The organism is Paenibacillus sp. B2(2019) (assembly GCF_008370385.1).
In the GTDB taxonomy this organism is placed as follows: Bacteria; Bacillota; Bacilli; order Paenibacillales; family Paenibacillaceae; genus Paenibacillus_AQ.
Window position 1 is genome coordinate 241525 of the sequence record NZ_VTZR01000025.1, and the last position, 17218, is coordinate 258742.

At 42.5% G+C, this 17218-nt stretch carries 18 protein-coding genes; 13 read left to right on the forward strand and 5 right to left on the reverse strand.

The features are described from left to right. The first annotated feature begins 132 nt into the window (after positions 1 to 132). Both PAENI_RS26220 and PAENI_RS26225 read left to right on the forward strand, forming a co-directional pair. The gene (locus PAENI_RS26220; protein WP_149647275.1) at positions 133 to 651 is read left to right on the forward strand and encodes a sigma-70 family RNA polymerase sigma factor; all 519 of its coding nucleotides are present in this window, start codon (positions 133 to 135) and stop codon (positions 649 to 651) included. Beyond that, positions 644 to 1582, forward strand: coding sequence for a DUF4179 domain-containing protein (locus PAENI_RS26225; RefSeq protein ID WP_149647276.1), 939 nt, complete (start codon positions 644 to 646; stop codon positions 1580 to 1582). The genes PAENI_RS26220 and PAENI_RS26225 overlap by 8 nt, the downstream gene beginning before the upstream one ends. 77 nt (positions 1583 to 1659) lie before the next feature. Here PAENI_RS26225 and PAENI_RS26230 read toward each other — a convergent pair whose 3' ends face one another. Together PAENI_RS26230 and PAENI_RS26235 are read right to left on the reverse strand one after the other, a co-directional pair. Next, a complete protein-coding gene (locus PAENI_RS26230; RefSeq protein WP_042188929.1) occupies positions 1660 to 2103 on the reverse strand; it encodes a DUF441 domain-containing protein in 444 nt (147 codons plus the stop codon). 1 nt (position 2104) lies between these two features. Further along, entirely contained in the window at positions 2105 to 3109 is a 1005-nt protein-coding gene (locus PAENI_RS26235) for a YpdA family putative bacillithiol disulfide reductase (RefSeq protein WP_042188927.1), read from the reverse strand. Positions 3110 to 3288: 179 nt separating this feature from the next. Here PAENI_RS26235 and PAENI_RS26240 point away from each other — a divergent pair, with 179 nt between their 5' ends. The 4 genes from PAENI_RS26240 (at position 3289) to rsgA (ending at position 6883) form a co-directional block, all read left to right on the forward strand. Next, the gene (locus PAENI_RS26240) at positions 3289 to 3885 is read left to right on the forward strand and encodes a DUF2087 domain-containing protein (RefSeq protein WP_149647277.1); all 597 of its coding nucleotides are present in this window, start codon (positions 3289 to 3291) and stop codon (positions 3883 to 3885) included. 121 nt (positions 3886 to 4006) lie between these two features. Beyond that, positions 4007 to 4462 carry a DUF3939 domain-containing protein gene (locus PAENI_RS26245; RefSeq protein ID WP_076283499.1) on the forward strand — a complete coding sequence of 152 codons (456 nt, stop codon included), beginning with the start codon at positions 4007 to 4009 and terminating at the stop codon, positions 4460 to 4462. Positions 4463 to 4623: 161 nt separating this feature from the next. Further along, positions 4624 to 5295 (forward strand): HAD family hydrolase, encoded by a 672-nt coding sequence (locus PAENI_RS26250; protein WP_149647278.1) that lies wholly within the window; start codon positions 4624 to 4626, stop codon positions 5293 to 5295. Between the two features lie 496 nt (positions 5296 to 5791). Beyond that, on the forward strand, positions 5792 to 6883 hold the full coding sequence (gene rsgA / locus PAENI_RS26255; RefSeq protein WP_149647279.1) for a ribosome small subunit-dependent GTPase A: 1092 nt from the start codon (positions 5792 to 5794) through the stop codon (positions 6881 to 6883). A gap of 119 nt (positions 6884 to 7002) precedes the next feature. Here rsgA and PAENI_RS26260 read toward each other — a convergent pair whose 3' ends face one another. Both PAENI_RS26260 and PAENI_RS26265 read right to left on the reverse strand, forming a co-directional pair. Next, on the reverse strand, positions 7003 to 7629 hold the full coding sequence (locus tag PAENI_RS26260; RefSeq protein WP_042188917.1) for an FMN-dependent NADH-azoreductase: 627 nt from the start codon (positions 7627 to 7629) through the stop codon (positions 7003 to 7005). 495 nt (positions 7630 to 8124) lie between these two features. Beyond that, positions 8125 to 8364, reverse strand: a complete 240-nt coding sequence (locus PAENI_RS26265) for a hypothetical protein (RefSeq protein ID WP_042128392.1) — start codon at positions 8362 to 8364, stop codon at positions 8125 to 8127. A 142-nt stretch (positions 8365 to 8506) separates the two neighbouring features. Here PAENI_RS26265 and PAENI_RS26270 point away from each other — a divergent pair, with 142 nt between their 5' ends. Next, the gene (locus tag PAENI_RS26270; RefSeq protein ID WP_149647280.1) at positions 8507 to 9175 is read left to right on the forward strand and encodes a hypothetical protein; all 669 of its coding nucleotides are present in this window, start codon (positions 8507 to 8509) and stop codon (positions 9173 to 9175) included. Here PAENI_RS26270 and PAENI_RS26275 read toward each other — a convergent pair. Then, positions 9162 to 10856 (reverse strand): alpha-amylase family glycosyl hydrolase, encoded by a 1695-nt coding sequence (locus PAENI_RS26275; RefSeq protein WP_149647281.1) that lies wholly within the window; start codon positions 10854 to 10856, stop codon positions 9162 to 9164. The two genes, PAENI_RS26270 and PAENI_RS26275, sit on opposite strands and share 14 nt — an antisense overlap. A gap of 273 nt (positions 10857 to 11129) precedes the next feature. On the opposite strand from PAENI_RS26275, the gene PAENI_RS26280 reads away from it, so the two are divergent. The 6 genes from PAENI_RS26280 (at position 11130) to PAENI_RS26305 (ending at position 16870) form a co-directional block, all read left to right on the forward strand. Beyond that, positions 11130 to 12152 carry an ABC transporter substrate-binding protein gene (locus tag PAENI_RS26280; RefSeq protein ID WP_149647282.1) on the forward strand — a complete coding sequence of 341 codons (1023 nt, stop codon included), beginning with the start codon at positions 11130 to 11132 and terminating at the stop codon, positions 12150 to 12152. Positions 12153 to 12204: 52 nt separating this feature from the next. Next, complete coding sequence (locus PAENI_RS26285) at positions 12205 to 12981, forward strand: ABC transporter ATP-binding protein (protein WP_149647283.1); 777 nt, start codon at positions 12205 to 12207, stop codon at positions 12979 to 12981. Then, complete coding sequence (locus PAENI_RS26290; RefSeq protein WP_149647284.1) at positions 12981 to 13817, forward strand: ABC transporter permease; 837 nt, start codon at positions 12981 to 12983, stop codon at positions 13815 to 13817. Before PAENI_RS26285 ends, PAENI_RS26290 begins: the two co-directional genes overlap by 1 nt. 95 nt (positions 13818 to 13912) lie before the next feature. After that, the gene (locus PAENI_RS26295) at positions 13913 to 14899 is read left to right on the forward strand and encodes an aromatic acid exporter family protein (RefSeq protein WP_042188904.1); all 987 of its coding nucleotides are present in this window, start codon (positions 13913 to 13915) and stop codon (positions 14897 to 14899) included. Positions 14900 to 15076: 177 nt separating this feature from the next. Further along, positions 15077 to 16087, forward strand: a complete 1011-nt coding sequence (locus PAENI_RS26300; protein ID WP_262495745.1) for an HD-GYP domain-containing protein — start codon at positions 15077 to 15079, stop codon at positions 16085 to 16087. A 225-nt stretch (positions 16088 to 16312) separates the two neighbouring features. Beyond that, positions 16313 to 16870, forward strand: a complete 558-nt coding sequence (locus tag PAENI_RS26305) for an outer spore coat protein CotE (RefSeq protein WP_036687755.1) — start codon at positions 16313 to 16315, stop codon at positions 16868 to 16870. The last annotated feature ends 348 nt before the right edge of the window (positions 16871 to 17218 follow it).

Sequence of the window (17218 nt, forward strand, 5' to 3'; positions counted from 1 at the left end):
AAGATCTAACATTATAATAAATTACTTAGGTGGTCTTCTCGGGAGAGAGGGCCATTTTTTTAAATCCATTTGAGTCTTTTTGAATATCACGTGCGTCTAAAAAATATAAGCAACATGAAAGGTAGTGAGAACTTGAATACAACAGAGCTGGAGGAAAAGGCGATAGCGGGTGATGAAGACAGCTTTACTGCATTGATAGACGGGATGCAAGAGCGTCTTTACCGTATGGCGTACTCCTATGTGAGGAATAAGGATGATGCGCTGGAGATTGTACAGGAGACCGTCTATAAAGCGTACATCTCAATTCATAAACTGCAGCAACCTCAATATTTTAAAACTTGGCTCACAAAAATAGCCGTCAATTGTGCCTTGGACTTTATCCGAAAATCTAAAAAAATCGTGTATATGGAGAAAGATCCCGAAGGCAGCTACGCTTCAGAACCCATAGAGGATGTCATTGATCTCCAGGAGGCGCTAAGAGTCCTTGATAAAAGATCAAGAATGGTCATTGTGATGAGATATTTTGAAGACTTGCCCATAAAGGAAATTGCCGGGGTATTGGACATGCCAGAGAGTACAGTGAAAACCGTCATCTATCGGGGATTAGGGAAATTAAAAATTAATATGAAGGGGAGTGAGTACTTTGGATAATCAACTTGAACGTTTACAGAAAGCATACAACGATATTGAAATCCCCGAAGAACTATCACAAGCTTCTCGAAAAGGTATTGAAAGAGGAAAACGCTATAAACAACAGAAAAGAGGAATAAAAATGAGCGGATTAAAATGGACAGGATCAGTTGCAGCAGCAGTTATCATTTCTTTTACAGTGGGTGTAAATACGGTACCCGCCTTCGCGGATAGTATGAATCAAGTGCCCGTTCTAGGTAAGCTGGTAAGTGTATTGAAATTTACGGATGGAAGTGCAGGCGGCGGCACGATTCAGGATGGAGTAGATGTCAATTTCATTTCGTTGAAACATCAGAAGAACAGTGATCAAATGATTTTAAACTTTGCAAATTCGGACAATACACAAGACCTTGCAAGCTCTTATAACGTAAAATTCACTGACAATCCTTATACAATGACCGTAACCGTGAGTGGGGCAAGGAACTTCTCAGCTGTTAAAGATCTTGAGACATTAAAAGAAAGCAAGTATGTTCAAGATGCTTATCCTTTAATTACATTGGATGACTCGATGATACGTTTCAATGTAACCTTCAAAGAGCCAGTTGCTTATGAGGTGAAGGAATATAAGGATCCGGCACAGGTGGCGATTACATTGAAGGATAAGAAGGGTGACGTGGAAGAAGGAACTTCTATCTATTCACTTAGAACAAGCTCAGAGCCTTCCGGCGAGAGTCAAGGTATGGCTGAAGAGATGTTATACGGGTTAGAGAACGTGCGCGTATTAAAGGATCAGAAGGGATTATTTCTAGTGGAAGCTGGGTATTTCAATACGGAAGCAGAAGCTTTGGCCCAACTGAAAAAAATTCAAACAGAGCATGGGGTTGGTGATCTATTGTTTGTAGAAAAACGATCGTCTCAGGAAATTCCACAATCCATTTCTCAGGCTGAATAAAAATAAAATAGAGCAGCGATTCTCTCGATAGTGGAGAATTGCTGCTCTATTTTAGTGTTGAATGGTTGCACCACCGTTTACATTTTTCCAATCAAGAGCGACAAAATACCGGCTGCGATAAGCGGTCCTACAGGGACACCCTTGAACAATGCAACGCCAATCACTGTTCCGATCAGGAGACCCGCAACAACTGTGGGCTGGTTGGTCATAAGGATGGCTCCGCGCCCACCAAGATAAGCGACGAGAATGCCGATCGCAATCGCAAGAAGAGACTTCCAGTGGAGGAAGGACTGACCGACCATCTGTAGCGATATTTTTCCGCTGGCCAAGGGCGTCATGACCCCGATCGTAAGAATGATAATCCCAATGGTTAAACCATATTTCTCAAGCCAAGGGAAGGTCTGCTGCAGGCCAAGAACTCTTAGCAGTAGTAGGACGACCATTGCTATTGTTACAGGGGAATTACTGCTTATAATACCGAGCGCAGCAAGACCAAGCAAAAGCAAAGAGGTCATGTCCATCTTAAACGTTCAACTCCTTATTGTGAGAACTGCGCTTCGCAAGAATGTGATCTGCGATAAGTTTACCATGCCCACGTCCTGTCTCAATAAATACTTCATTCGCATTGCGACCTGAAGCGATTACTCCAGCAACATAAAGACCTGGAACATTACTTTCCATAGTTGAAGGATTAAAAGCTGGCTTATCCATATCGTCATCCATAACTACGCCGGCAGAAGTGAGAAGCACCCGGCTAGGCCGGAAGCCTGTCAAAGCAAGGACGAAATCATTATCTATGGATTTTTTGTCTCCATTATGACTCGTAACTATAACCGAACTAGCCGTAATTTCAGTAACACGTGATTCCAGATGTAGAGTGATTTTACCCTTTTGTACCATCCCTTCAAAGATTGGCCGAACCCAAGGCTTAATATTCGAGGAAATGCTCTCACCACGATAGACCATATCGACTGTAGCTCCAACGCGCATAAGCTCCAGTGCTGCATCTACCGCTGAATTACTGCCACCAATGACAGTAACTTTCATCCCTGTATATGGATGGGCTTCACCGAAATAGTGGGTAACTTTAGGAAGTTCTTCCCCTGGAATACCGATCATATTCGGTTGATCAAAATAACCTGTAGCGATAACGACATTTGCAGTGATTCGTGTGTGATGCTCACCACGCATATTGGACGTATGTACAGCATAGGTTCCATCTTCCAGAGGCTCAATGGATAACGCTTCTTCGTAAGCGGCGATATCTAGACCATACTGCTTCGCAGCCCGGCGGTAATAGACAAGAGCTTCATGGCGGTATGGTTTATCATTGGTCGAGGTGAAAGGAACGTCTCCGATTTCTAATAACTCAGCGGTACTGAAGAATTGCATATTTGTTGGATACAAATAAATGGAGTGAACGATAAAGCTTTTTTCAATAATGAGACTGGACAGTCCTTGGCGCTGGCATTCGATAGCTGCCGAGAGGCCGCAAGGACCTGCACCGATAATAATTACATCTTTCATACAGTGGGTTACCTCCTGATTGTTACTATCTTTTCTTTAAATCCTACCCTAAATTCATTCATTTTGCCATAAGCATAAGATTAAACACAATAACCATTGCAAGCATAATGTTGATTGTTATATAATTAGATATATATCTAATGTGTATCTTGCTATGAAGGTGAAGGAGTGTGATTCCAATGCAGTTAGAAAAAATAGTGAACTATCATAAAGCTTTGGCTGACCCAACACGTCTTCGTTTATTGTTGCTTCTGTCACAAGGAGAAATGCACGGACAAGCGCTGGCTGAGAAATTGAATTTATCACAACCAACGGTAACTCATCATGCAGCGAAATTGCGTGAAGCAGCTCTAATAAAGGAACGACGTGACAAAAATACAGTTTATTTTAAGTTGAATCCAGAATTCATTAGTAGTCGCGCTGAGGCTTCACTTCAGTTTATTTTTTCGAAAGGAGCGAGAAATATGGAAGAGAAATCACCTGAAAATAGTCTAAAGGAGTCTGTGCTGCGTAACTTTTTTTCGAAGGATGGGCGGCTTCGGCAAATCCCGGCACAATATAAGAAGAAACTGATCGCACTTCAGTACATGGTTGAGAAGCTAGAGCCAGGGGTAGTTTATAGTGAGAAGGAAATTAACGAGTTTATTAAGCAGTTCCATGAAGATTTTGCTACCATTCGGCGTGAATTTATTATGCATCAGTTTATGTATCGTGAGAATGATAAATATGAACTTAATCCCCAAGAAATTTGGATGCGTTGGGAAGATGTCAAATAATGATCATAAAGTTGTTAACAATTTGTGTCTGTTGGAAATATGCTGATTAAGAGGGAGGAATTCGAATATAATAGAATTGTAAGCGTTAACAAAGATAGTTTTTCGAAAGGAGACTTGTCTTATGTTTTTTAAACGCACAAAAAAACAACCCCAATCCGATCATATTACCGTTACCTTAACCCAAGTCAAGCAGGCGATCAGACAGTTTGAAGAAGATATGCCTGCGCTCATTAATAGAACAGCTTTAATCCTTGACGACAAAAGAATAGATTTGAGCAGACTAAAACGGTATTTAGGAGGAATTCCAGAGCAGAATTTCTATATGTCACGCGAGACCTATGAAGTTTTCGAGGAACAAGATAAGCTTGTTCCGTATTACCTTGATATGGTTCAGTCCGCTGTAGACAATTACATCAGTGATACAGGTCAGTTGCCACTTGTTGAAGATGCATGGTTACCTGAGGTCCATTATCGTTTGCTAGCCACAGAAAGTTATCTCAAAGAAACCCCTCCTTTCCCACTGTATATCACAGAAGAGGAAATGATGCTGACACATCGTGCGGAGCATTTTGAGTAAATGAATAAATCAAATATAAAGCCTATTAAGACTGTTCAGTAGAAGGGGAGACAGCAGTTCCTTTTTACAGAATGGTCTTTTCATTGTCTTCAAAGGCATAGTACAATAGATTTCTGTAAGTTAAATTTTTATAATCAACAGCATATAAGGGGAATCGCTTGATGAAAGAAGTACAAGCTATATTATTTGATTTGGATAATACTTTAATGGATCGTGACCATACATTTCGCAGTTTTAGTACTCAGTTTGTTCAGGATTTTCTAGGACATTTGGAAGCTGAAGAAGCGCAGAAGGTAGTAGAAGATATGATTCACAGAGATGCTGATGGTTACCGTGATAAGGACGGATTCTTCGTAGAGCTAAGCGAGGTACTGCCTTGGGAAACACCAGTTATGGCTGAACATATTCGTGCATATTATGATGCAAGTTATATCAATCATGGTGCTACGATGAAGGATGCTGTGGACGTTCTGAAGTACTGCAAAGAGCGCGGTTATATACTTGGTCTGGTTACCAACGGCAAAGTAGATATCCAGAACACCAAAATTGATACCCTTGCCCTGCGAGAGTACTTCAAGGCTATTGTCATTTCTGGAGAAGTAGAAATCGCTAAGCCCAATTCTAAGATTTATCAACTTGCATTAGACAGATTGGGAGTTACTGCGGATCAGACATTGTTTATTGGAGATCACCCGGTGAATGATATCTGGGGTGCAGGGAAAGCAGGGCTACAAGGCATTTGGCTGCAAAGAAAACATGCCTGGGACGAGCAATTGGATATACAACCTTGGAAGATAATCTGCGAGTTGAATGAGCTTAAGTCTATTTTGTAATTTTATCAAAATTTATAGTTGACATTATACGGCAGCGCCGTTTATGATAACAGCATCTTATTTCGGAAGGAGACGATGTTTTATGACAGTTTTAAATGTAATGAACTCAACTGTTGTGGATACGTGTCTTCCGGGAACAGCGGCTGCCGAATAAGTTATTCGTGCAGTTTAGCAGGTAAGCTCTATTACGCTTATTAGAGCCGCGGGAACCGTATTGGGTCCGGCGGCTTTTTTGCGTATATAGAATCGATAGGAATTGTAGTTAATTGTCTATTTCTCTATATATCGCACGGGAAAATGAACTTATCCTTGTCTTTAGGATGAGACATTTTCCTGATTATGTGTACACTTTTTGTCCTTTTCGTTCTAGAAGAGTTCATGAAGTGTGACCGCCGCCGGAGTCTTGAATTCCGACGGCTTTTTGTGTTCTCGGGAAATGCTAGCAGTACATGGTAAATAAAAACAAAAACTTAAACAGATCTTTAGGAGGATTCAAATGACTAACATACAGCAATATGGTTGGAATGAAAATTGGAGTTCAAAATGGGATGAAAAGTGGAAGGAGACGGAGGATAAACGGCTTGTTCCCGGAAGAATTGTAGGCGATTTTGGCAGTAAGTATAGGGTGATGACTGATTTGGGAGAGACATGGGGGGAGCTATCAGGCAAGCTGAGACATACGTTTGTCGCTTCAGGTGATTTTCCAGCGATCGGCGACTGGGTGTCTCTTTCAATGCAGGATGGCGGCGAGCATACGATTTTACATGGGATATTGCCTCGGCATAGTGTCATCTCACGCAAGGTAGCTGGTAACACACAAGAGGAGCAGATTGTTGCCTCGAATGTAGACACTTTATTTCTGGTCAGTGCTTTGAATGATGACTTTAATGTTCGGCGGATGGAGCGATACTTAATCATGGCTTGGAACAGCGGGGCCAATCCAGTCATTCTACTGACCAAAGCAGATCTTTGCCTAGATGCAGAGAGTAAAATTGCCGAAATGGAAAGCGCCGCTCCAGGTGTGCCTGTTCATGCGGTTAGTGCACTGCAAGATAATGGCCGTGAGAAGTTGCTGCCTTACATTGGGAGTGGACAGACAGTAGCTCTAACGGGCTCATCAGGCTGCGGCAAATCTACGATGGTCAACTGGTTATGTGGAAAGAATCTTCAGCTTACACAGGATGTAAGAGAAGGAGATAGCCGTGGACGTCATACCACTACCCACCGTGAACTGTTTATTATGCCGGACGGAGGAATCATAGTAGACACACCAGGGATGCGTGAGCTGCAGCTGTGGGAAGATGAGGGTGGATTAGATCTGGCGTTCAGTGATATTAGCAGCTTAGCTGCTGCATGTCGGTTTAGTAACTGTAAACATGAACGTGAGGAGGGCTGTGCGGTACTTGAAGCGGTTCATAACGGTGAGCTCGAAGAGAAGAGACTGCTGAACTACCGAAAGACACAGCGGGAACTGCTGTACCAAAGCACCAAAGAGGTGAAGCTCAAGAGAAAAACCACAGCTTCTTCTAAAGTTCATTCGACAAGGACTAGAGGGTACGGTTGGCGTAAAGAACTTGATGAGTATTAGAAGAACTTTATAGACAGCGACGGAGCCAAGAGTAGTGTTCCAATAGGCTAGAAAGTCAAAAAAAGGGTGACCCTGAGCTCAGGGTCACCCTTTTTTATTAAATTCTCTTATAGCTTGTATTAGAACGAAGCTGCAGTTTCCTTAGCCAATTGTAATCCGTTCTCAATGATTTCAGCGGATTGTGCAGGAAGTTGGTTGTGACCTTCGATGATTACTTGAGTAATATCTTTGATACCCCAAAGGTTAAGGTTACCAACGATGAAGTTTACAGCCATTTCAGCACTTGCTGCAGGACCTTCGGAATAAATGCCACCTCTAGCGTTCAGAACGATTGCTTTTTTACCTGTCAAAAGACCAACTGGACCTTCAGCAGTGTAAGAGAATGTTTTGCCAGCTTGGCAAAGGTAATCGACATAAGTATGCAATACAGCTGGTACAGTCATGTTCCACAGTGGGAAACCGAATACTACTTTATCAGCAGCGATAAACTGTTCCAGATATTTATTAACTACAGCAGCACCTGCTGCTTCTTCAGCTGTTAGTTCGTAACCTTGAGCAGCTTTGTACATACCAGTGATCAGGGTATTGTCGTAGTAAGGAAGTTGCTCTGCGAACAAATCAAGTTCAGTGATTTCATCTTCTGGATTGTTAAGTTTGTAGTTCTCCAAAAATTCATTGTAAAGCTTAACACTTACGGATTGTTCTGCTGGACGGTTGTTTGCTTTGATAAATAAAACATTAGACATTATGATTGCTCCCTTGGATGTGTGTATTTAATATTAACTATAAATAATATAGCATGTATTTTTTTGTTTGTAAATTATTTTTTTGTGATTTTTTTGGGGGGAAAAGAGTATTTTATAAAGGAACAAGAGTTTGAATAATAGAAATCCCGGTTAATAAACTTACAAGGAAACAGGAAAAAATTCCCTATATTCATAAGGATCTGAATGAATTAAAAGGAGCGATGGACATGTCCATTGATCGGTTTATCATTAAGAAATTGGATAGCTGTCACGAAGAGCATACACGCCAAAATTTAGTGAGACTCTTTAAACTTCGAATACAGAAAGCTGAAAAAGCAGAGAATAAGAACTATAAGATTAGCTGATATTGTCCCATACTGGTGTAATCATTCATTACTAAAGCTGCAAAACTTAAAAACAGCAAGTCTCTTTCAGAGACTTGCTGTTTTGTCTGCCAAAGGATAAAAGAAACTTTACAAAAAAACTACCCCTCTATTAATAGAGGGATAGCGCCAATGAATCATTCTCACTATAACTGTGCAATATAGCCTCAGAGCCTTTAATTTCGATACTAATTAATGAATTCAGGCATTTCTGGATAGCATTCTTGCCCTTTTGAATTTTGAGCTCCAACGTACTGTTAAGTAATCTAAGTACTTTTTGAGTGGGCTGTTTATTTTCTGTTGTGAAATACACAGGTACAAGTTTGTTCTGAAATGTGATGAGCATTCTCATTTTGAAGACACCTCGCTAAAAGTATTTCATGTTAATGATAATACCCTTTGTTTCTTAATTTTACCTTAAAATTAGCTTATGATAACATAAAGATTGTTAGATTAATATACATATATATGAAATACAGGAAGGATACAATGATGTGAATGACAATGGATTGGCCGATTTAACGCATTTTTTATTTCCAGATGAAGTAATGGGGCAAGCAGTTCTGGATCAGTTACATACAGGTTTAAACGCAGAACGGATCTGTAGATTGAAATATAAAGAGAAGGAGGAAATGAAGGATCTGTGTCTGCAAATACATAAAGACCGGATACTAGTAATCTGCAATAGTAACCCGGAAACCCTGCCCTATGAATTAAAGGATGAAAGTGAAACGGAGAGCTTTTGTCTTCAGCTGTTCGAATGTGAGAACATGAAGGAGCTCTTTAATCACGGGATTCCGGCATTACTAATGTCAAAAAGAAAATTTGAGGAGCTGAAAAAAAACTCATGCTCATCCACGCTGCAAATGCTCTCAGATTGTTTAGCAGCAGAGACAGGGGATGATGTACATTCCATCCAACTAGCACGGGTAATGAAGTGCTTCATGGCGGAAGGAGAATTACGACTCTGTACGTCCAGTGACAGTGGATGGAGCTTCCAGAAAGCACGCTTCTTAGGCGATCATTCCAGTGGCTGGTTGTTACGAATGAGCAGTGATCCATCCAAAGACTGGCTTATAGCCCTCCCGATTACAAAAGCTCAATTATGTGGGTCAGTAACAAAGTGGGTGTTACATTCTTCCGCATTTCTCACTCCACAATAGCAGTTGAATAAGGAGGGAGGGTAAGTTGATCTGAATTCAAGATCGATTTGACAGCAATCGTCTTTAGGATCTTGGAGTAAGAGAAACCCTCGACATTGGGTTGTAGTACAATAGTTTGTTCTTCTCCAGTAAGGTTATGAACGACGAGCACCTGATCCTGTGTTGTTAGTCGTTCGTAAGCCATAACCCCGGGATTGCCAGAAGCATAGTCACGGATTCCGCCATCCCGGAGCGCAGGAATCTCATTTCTTAGCGCAATAAGCTCGCGATATCTTTCTAGCATTGAACCACTGTCATTCAGCTGGCTCTCAACATCAACGTTTATCGCACCCGCATTATTACGTCCGGCCTCCCAAGTAGTCTGCCCCTCTCCTTGATCAGCTGCACTCCATCTCATAGGCTCTCGAAGTCCTTCATCTGGCTTCACACCGCGCATTCCAATTTCTTCACCATAATAGATAAAAGGATTCCCAGGCAAAGTTAATAGTAGGGCTGCTGCCATTTTTGCATGATTCGGGTTATTGTCTAATTGACTCATGACTCTGTTTTGATCATGATTCGTCAAGAAAGTAGCATCGGTAAATTGGTTATCGGATATTTTGGAATACAATTTATAGGTTCGTTCCAGCGTAAAGGCCGTTCCGCTGTCTTTTTCAGTTTTTACAGAGTTCACCAGTGTTTCTGCTAAGCCAAAGTTAAAGCTTGAGTTAAAAGCTTGATCTAAATAAGCTCCGACAGTGACAGCAGAATTCTCCCAGACCTCGCCAACTATATATGCCTCTGGATTTACTTCATTCATAGCCTTGCGGAACTCCTGCCACCAGGATACATTTTTAGCGGTAGTAGCCTCACTTTTATCACTCAAAAGATCTTCGTAGATATGCTTCGCAGCATCTAGTCGGAAGCCATCCACACCTTGCTCCAGCCAAAATTTTCCGATGTCCTTCATTTCAGTACGAACTTCTGCATTATCGAAATTCAGATCAGGCATGCCTTCCCAAAATCCGCCCAGATAATGACTGCCAAGTATAGAATGCCACGCACTGCCACCGCCAGCAGCGCTGGCTCCATTTGCGGGACGACCTTGATCTTCAGCCCAGACGTACCAATCGCGATATTTGCTGTCACTGTTTTTAGCCGAGTCTACGAACCATGGGTGTTCTTTGGAGGTATGATTCACAACCAAATCCATAATTATTTTTATTCCTCGTTTATGCGCTTCTTTAATTAGCTCCTGCATATCCTCAATCGTCCCATAATCAGGATTAATCGCACGATAATCGGTTACATCATATCCATGATAGCTTGGTGATGGGTTGATGGGCATGAGCCAAATCCCGCCAATCCCCAAATCAGTCGTGGTTTCAGGATTCCCATCATTTAAGTAATCCAGCTTTTGGGTGATCCCTTTTAGATCTCCAATGCCATCGCCGTCTGAATCATAGAAGGAACGAACAAATAATTCATAATAAACAGCGGAAGGTTGTTCATCCGTCTTATTTATCAATGCTTGAGGTGTAGCGGTGCTCTGAATGGAGTCTGCTTTAGGGGAGGGCGTGGCATTGGATGTTTTGTTGCTTTGATTACCAGAACAACCGGACAGCAGTAATGTGGTTAGACTGATGCCCACCAGAGAGCATATTGTGATTTTTTTGGTTTTGAATGTAACACCTTTATACATATGTAATAACTCCTTCTATTGCAAATTTTCTAATTCAAGAAATGGAAAGCGCTTTATTTCCTATAGTACTCGAATGCATCCCCATTGGTAAAACGTTTGCACAGATACAAAAACAGCAAATTAAACGATATTTATCCATTCTTTCAATAAAAGTCGCTAGTATCATGGTTATTCTTGGATTTCCCTAGGTTATTGGAGGTTTTAACCTTTTCGTAGGCATCTGCATATGCTTTAAGCAAGGGCGAAGGACCCGGTAAGAAAGGAGAATGAAGAATGAAGATTAGGAAAAAGCTGTCATTGTCGCTCATGATCATTACTTTATGCTTTTCAGTGCTTGCCGGTTGCGGCGGAAAGTCAGAGTTGGTAAAGGTGAAGATTGGTGAAGTCACCCGTTCTGTCTTTTATGCACCCGAATATGTTGCCTTATCACAAAATTTCTTTAAAGACGAAGGACTTGACGTAGAACTACAGACGATCCCCGGTGGAGATAAAACCATGACTGCACTCCTCTCAGGTGCCATCGATGTTGCATTGGTAGGTTCTGAAACCTCCATTTATGTGTATCAACAGGGTTCAGATGATCCGGTCATTAATTTTGCACAGCTGACTCAGAGGGATGGAACGTTCTTGTTTGCCCGTAAAGCTGACGGAGCGTTTAACTGGGATAAAGTGAAGGGTTCTACCTTCCTGGGGCAAAGAAAAGGCGGAATGCCACAAATGGCAGGTGCGTTTACTTTATCTAAAAAAGGAATAGATCCTACTAAAGACATTACCTTGATCCAAAATATTGACTTTGCTAATATTGCCGGTGCTTTTGCTTCAGGTACAGGCGATTATGTGCAGCTGTTTGAACCACAGGCTTCAATCTTTGAACGTGAGAACCGAGGTGCAGTAGTGGCTTCGTTTGGTGTGGAAAGCGGCTATTTACCGTACACCGTGTTTATGTCTAAGAACAGCTATATTAGTAAAAATGGAGACACGGTACAGAAGTTCACAAATGCGATCCAGCGTGCTCAGCTTTGGGTGAAGGAACATAGCCCTGAAGAAATCGCGGATGCGATTATGACTTATTTTGATAAGACGGATAGAGATATCGTGGTTTCTGCAGTCAAACGTTATAAGGAACAGGATACCTATGCGGTTAATCCAATTATAGATCAAGAAGAATGGAACAATTTGCTTGATGTGATTGATAATGCTGGTGAGCTTAAAGAACGCGTTCCCGCTGACAAAATAGTGAATAACAGTTTTGCTGAGAAAGCTGAGAAGAGCATAACGAGCAGCACTTCAAAATAAGAGAGAACCAAAGATCCTAAATAAGATGTGTAAATTGAAGGAGGGGCTGACAATGCTTCCAGTAGTGCAATTAAAGGGAGTAACGCATGCCTATCTTGGCGACCGTGAAGCTTCACTGGCCGTTGAGGACCTGAACCTTAATGTCGAGCAAGGAGAGTTCGTTAGCTTAGTCGGACCAAGTGGTTGCGGTAAGACGACTCTCCTATCGATTATTGCAGGACTGCTGCAGCCATCTCAAGGCGAAGTGTTCGTAAATGGCCAACCCATAATGGGACCCTCACCAGAGGTTGGGTATATGCTGCAGCAGGATTATCTTTTTCCTTGGCGGAGTATTCTGGATAATGCCATTCTAGGACTAGAGCTGACTGGAAACTTGAACGAAGAGAGCAGAAAGCGGACGTTGGAGCTACTTCGAGAGATGGGCTTAGAGGGCAAAGAGCACGCCTTTCCTACTCAGTTATCAGGTGGGATGCGGCAGAGAGTAGCTCTGGTACGCACCTTGGCAACGAATCCTGGACTCCTTCTACTAGACGAGCCGTTCTCGGCACTTGATTACCAGATCAAATTACAGCTGGAAGATTTGGTCTCTGAGACCTTACGCAGCAGGGGGACAACTGCAATATTAGTTACTCATGATCTATCTGAGGCCATTGCGGTAAGCAGCAGTGTTATTCTTCTACAACGAAATCCAGGGAAGATCCGAAAAGTATTTTCAGTGCCAGAGCAAATCCGGTCAGCACCTCCGCTATTTGCACGTGATCAGCCAGGCTTTTCGGAGCTTTTTCATGAAATATGGAAAGAGATGGAGATTGCAGGGAGGGAAAGCTAATGAAGCATACGGAGCAATCGGGGTTATTAGCTTCCCGTGAACAGTGGCTACAACAATTGCATGGCGATTATAAAAAAACGAAGCACCGCTGGCGCAATAAGGTGATTGTTGTAAGGAGCAGCCTGTTACTGCTGTTTTTTGTTCTCTGGGAAGCTGGCGCAAGAATGGGCTGGATTGATGAGTTATTATTCAGCTATCCAACAAAAATCTTCCGGCAGATCTGGGGAGATATGGTCAGTGGAAGCTTGTGGCCGCATCTGGGGATGACGGTAGGTGAGACTGCGGTAGGCTTTGTACTAGGAACGCTATTAGGGACACTACTTGCTGTGATCATTTGGTGGTCTCCTTTTTTATCAGCAGTGCTTGATCCGTATATGGTCGTATTTAACAGTATGCCGAAGGTGGCGCTGGGGCCGATTTTTATCGTCATGTTCGGAGCCGGATTCACTGCTATCGTTGTTACTACTTTATCTATAACGGTGATTATAACTACGCTTGTTGTGTACAATAGTTTTTGCAGTGTGGATCCGAATCTGGTCAAGGTGGTTCGTTCCTTCGGAGCTTCCAGAGTTCAGGTGTTCTTTAAAGTAATTCTTCCAGCCTCGTTCCCGACGGTGGTCTCCACCTTAAAGGTGAATGTGGGGATGTCATGGGTAGGGGTTATCGTAGGGGAGTTCCTTGTCGCTAAATCGGGTCTGGGTTATCTGATTATTTATGGTTTCCAGGTCTTTAATTTCACGCTAGTGATGTCCAGTCTTTTGATTATCGCGGCCGTGGCTACAGCAATGTATCAATTAGTGGTATATCTTGAGAAGCGGCTGTTATCCCGGCGATGAACCTTATGTAATATTGTGTCCGTACACAAAATCTTGTAACATGTCTATATCTTTACCTATTTATTGGGTTAGTGCTTGTAAGGAGAGATAAGGCTATGGGATTTCGTGTGATAAAAACAGCAGCAGCTACGTTATTATCCGTATTAGTTGCGTCTGCAGTGGGTATACCTAATGCGCAGAGTGCAGGCTTGCTGGCAATTTTGGGTGTAGAGGTTACTTTGAAAAGGAGTTTCCGAACGATAACGGCTCGTTTTTTAGCCTCGCTCGTGGGACTCTTTTTTGGCTGCATCCTATTCTGGCTTCTAGGGTTCCATTACTGGGTGCTCGGGCTGTATGTACTCGTGGGCTTTCCGATGATTGTAAAGTCTGGCTACAAAGAAGGAATTGTCACCAGCTCGGTTATCGTGTTTCGCGTGTTTGGACAAGCTGAACTATCGCTCCATGTCCTGTTGCAGCAAATAGAGCTTCTGGCTATTGGGCTCGGTTCAGCAGGGCTGGTAAACTTGATTTACATGCCTCAGACTGGTGGGGTCATTTATGGGATCCGTAAGGAAGTGGATCGCTATTTTTCGGTTATTTTTACCCAGATGGCCCGAACGCTTCGAGATCCTGCGTATATTTGGGACGGCAAAGAATTAATTGACGCAGATAATACAGTGCAGCGGGGATTAACGGCAGCTACCCGTGAGATGGAGAATCATGTTATTCATCCTGATGAAGCATGGAATGTTTATTTCTACATGCGGAAGGAGCAACTGGAATCGATTCAAAGTATGATGCAGTTGCTTTCTCAAGTGTACCGCCATTTACCGCATGGGGAGATGGTTGCTGAGTTATTTGACCAGCTTAGCGGGGATGTGCTTGCGGAAGAATATACTGGACGAACTGAACATTTACTGGACGAGCTAACAAGAGAATTCGAAGAAATGGATCTGCCAGAGACACGTGAGGAATTTGAAGTGCGCTCAGCTATTCTTCAGTTGTGCAGGGAACTGGCACTTTATTTAAAGATCGCTAAGCGGCATAAAATCCCGGTCAGTTACAAGCCGGAGAAACGTTTGAAGATTCGAAATAAGGCTTAAATTGAGGCTTTAATAAACTGAAGTATTAACTATCTCTGTCAAAATCACGATAAGATATGTATGAGCTAAAAGTTGATCACAGGATATGATTAACGATTTTATGGTGAGTTCAAATAATAGCAGGAAGTTCGGTAGTCGAATTTTCCGCATTGGCAGGTGAGGCGTATGGACAAAGTTATGGAATCATTTATAGGAAAACAGCTTATAGCTAACCTTTTTAATGACAAAGGAGTATTTGTTTTACCCGCATTGACTTTATTAAGTGCTGAGCATATACGATTAATCAATCAACATAAGATCACCCTAGAGTCTCATGACGTCGTACAGCTGGATAGCGCGGAATTTTTCCAACTTGCAATCGATGATTGCACAGCTGCGATAGAGAATATTTTTGAACAGCTTCGTCATAACAAAAACAAACGAATTCCTATGCTTGAAGTTAGAAATGAAGTCATTCCGTTTATTCAGCAGGTAAGCGAAAAAAATGACTTCTACGGCGTATTGGCTGCATTGCAGTCCAAGGATGATTATACATACAGACATAATGTAGCGGTTGGTATTTTATCTACATTGCTAGGTAAATGGCTAAAATTAAAGCCTGAGGATTTGAGTATGCTGACGATCGCAGCGACCCTTCATGATATCGGGAAAATGAGGATTCCGGATGAATTATTAACCCGGCCGGGCCCGTTGACCGCTGAGGAGTATCAGCTTATGAAAAAGCATACGACCTATGGTTACGAGATGATCCGGGACACTATTGGAACCAATCATATGCAAGCGCTCGTCGCCCTGCAGCATCATGAAAGAATGGACGGCAGTGGTTATCCTTTCGGCGTACTTGGGAATCGGATCACTGATTTCAGTAAAATTGTTGCAGTAGCAGACGTGTTCCATGCGATGACATCCGACCGGTTTTATCGTAAAGCTTCACCTCTTTATGAAGTGTTGCTGCAGATGGAAGAAAACGTATTTGGCAAGCTTGACCCTTATATTTGTAGAGTCTTTATTAATAAGTTAATGCAGTCAATGATAGGGAATGAAGTGGAATTGACAGATGGACGGACAGGAAAAATCATTATGATTCTTGCTACTGATCCACTGCGTCCCCTCGTGAATATTGATGACGATTTTATTGACCTGAGCAAACATAGATCTATTGGTATTGTGCGCGTAATCCCGCAATAGCGGGCTTTATAAGGTTTTTTTAACGTTCAGAATGGATATGTATGAGGCTGGACCATTTTTATAATCTACTCATATCTGTACAAATTTTGAAATAAAATGAACTATAAGTCTTCTGATAAGACCCTCTGGAGGGCTTACTCAAATTTATTTATAGACTAACAATCAACAAATGCCTAGAACCTGCATACACTTGATAGTGAATGATTGTATGGAGGAGGTTTAAAGATGTCATTAAGCCATAAACGTCAAACAAGGGAGATCATTACGAAGGCAATTTGCGGCAAAGGTCGTAAGTTCTCTACAGCAACCCATACCGTGACTCCGCCACATCACCCGACTAGTATTCTGGGGGCTTGGATTATCAACCACCAGTACGAAGCGGTTGCCGCCGGGAACGGAATCGAAGTAATTGGTACTTACGATGTAAACATCTGGTACTCGTACGACAAGAACAAGCAGACCGAGGTAGCTAAAGAAACGGTCTCCTATGTGGAGCTCATTCCTCTTTCGTACCTGGACACGAGACACCGCACTTCTACCGTTGAGGTCTCTGCGGAGGCAACGCAGGAACCCAACTGTGTAGAAGCGGGCGTATCGCCAGGCGGAGGCAGTGTGACACTTCGCGTAGAGCGCGAATTCGAAGTGGAGTTGGTGGCTGAGACCAAAGTCCGTGTGTATGTCACTGAGCAAAGCGATGATCCAGAAGACAAGGATTATGATTTTGAAGGTGATAGCTTCGATTACGATGATCTAGACCCTGACAATCTGGATGATGAACTGTAAGGAAGGATACGCCGCCGCTAACTGAGTACTGATGGGTTATGGTCCATTATATGTAGGGAGGGCGGCGGCGTAGAGGGCGAATGCCCTCCTTTTTTTTATTTATTTTTAGAATTAAAACTGGAATCAGAGTGGATGAAGAACAACTTGGTTCATATGAATGGGCAAGAAGTGCTACTGCAGGGCTTTCAATCTTGGGCTGCGATGGATGGAGGGGCAGGAGAATGAATGAGGGGTTTAAGGTGTATTGGGGATTGTCATCAGCACAGAGAGAGTCCAGATTATTTCGGAGCGGGATTGAAGCGACGCTCACTTCGTCTAGTAAGCAGGAACTGTTGCGAATGAAGGGCT

Bases quoted from the DNA above. Each gene is read 5' to 3' on its own strand.
- PAENI_RS26280 (WP_149647282.1), top strand. From the start codon at position 11,130: ATGAAGATTAGGAAAAAGCTGTCATTGTCGCTCATGATCATTACTTTA.
- PAENI_RS26295 (WP_042188904.1), top strand. From the start codon at position 13,913: ATGGGATTTCGTGTGATAAAAACAGCAGCAGCTACGTTATTATCCGTA.
- PAENI_RS26285 (WP_149647283.1), top strand. From the start codon at position 12,205: ATGCTTCCAGTAGTGCAATTAAAGGGAGTAACGCATGCCTATCTTGGC.
- PAENI_RS26245 (WP_076283499.1), top strand. From the start codon at position 4,007: ATGTTTTTTAAACGCACAAAAAAACAACCCCAATCCGATCATATTACC.
- PAENI_RS26300 (WP_262495745.1), top strand. From the start codon at position 15,077: ATGGAATCATTTATAGGAAAACAGCTTATAGCTAACCTTTTTAATGAC.
- PAENI_RS26230 (WP_042188929.1), bottom strand. From the start codon at position 2,103: ATGGACATGACCTCTTTGCTTTTGCTTGGTCTTGCTGCGCTCGGTATT.
- PAENI_RS26275 (WP_149647281.1), bottom strand. From the start codon at position 10,856: ATGTATAAAGGTGTTACATTCAAAACCAAAAAAATCACAATATGCTCT.
- rsgA (WP_149647279.1), top strand. From the start codon at position 5,792: ATGACTAACATACAGCAATATGGTTGGAATGAAAATTGGAGTTCAAAA.
- PAENI_RS26235 (WP_042188927.1), bottom strand. From the start codon at position 3,109: ATGAAAGATGTAATTATTATCGGTGCAGGTCCTTGCGGCCTCTCGGCA.
- PAENI_RS26250 (WP_149647278.1), top strand. From the start codon at position 4,624: ATGAAAGAAGTACAAGCTATATTATTTGATTTGGATAATACTTTAATG.
- PAENI_RS26290 (WP_149647284.1), top strand. From the start codon at position 12,981: ATGAAGCATACGGAGCAATCGGGGTTATTAGCTTCCCGTGAACAGTGG.
- PAENI_RS26305 (WP_036687755.1), top strand. From the start codon at position 16,313: ATGTCATTAAGCCATAAACGTCAAACAAGGGAGATCATTACGAAGGCA.
- PAENI_RS26240 (WP_149647277.1), top strand. From the start codon at position 3,289: ATGCAGTTAGAAAAAATAGTGAACTATCATAAAGCTTTGGCTGACCCA.
- PAENI_RS26260 (WP_042188917.1), bottom strand. From the start codon at position 7,629: ATGTCTAATGTTTTATTTATCAAAGCAAACAACCGTCCAGCAGAACAA.
- PAENI_RS26265 (WP_042128392.1), bottom strand. From the start codon at position 8,364: ATGAGAATGCTCATCACATTTCAGAACAAACTTGTACCTGTGTATTTC.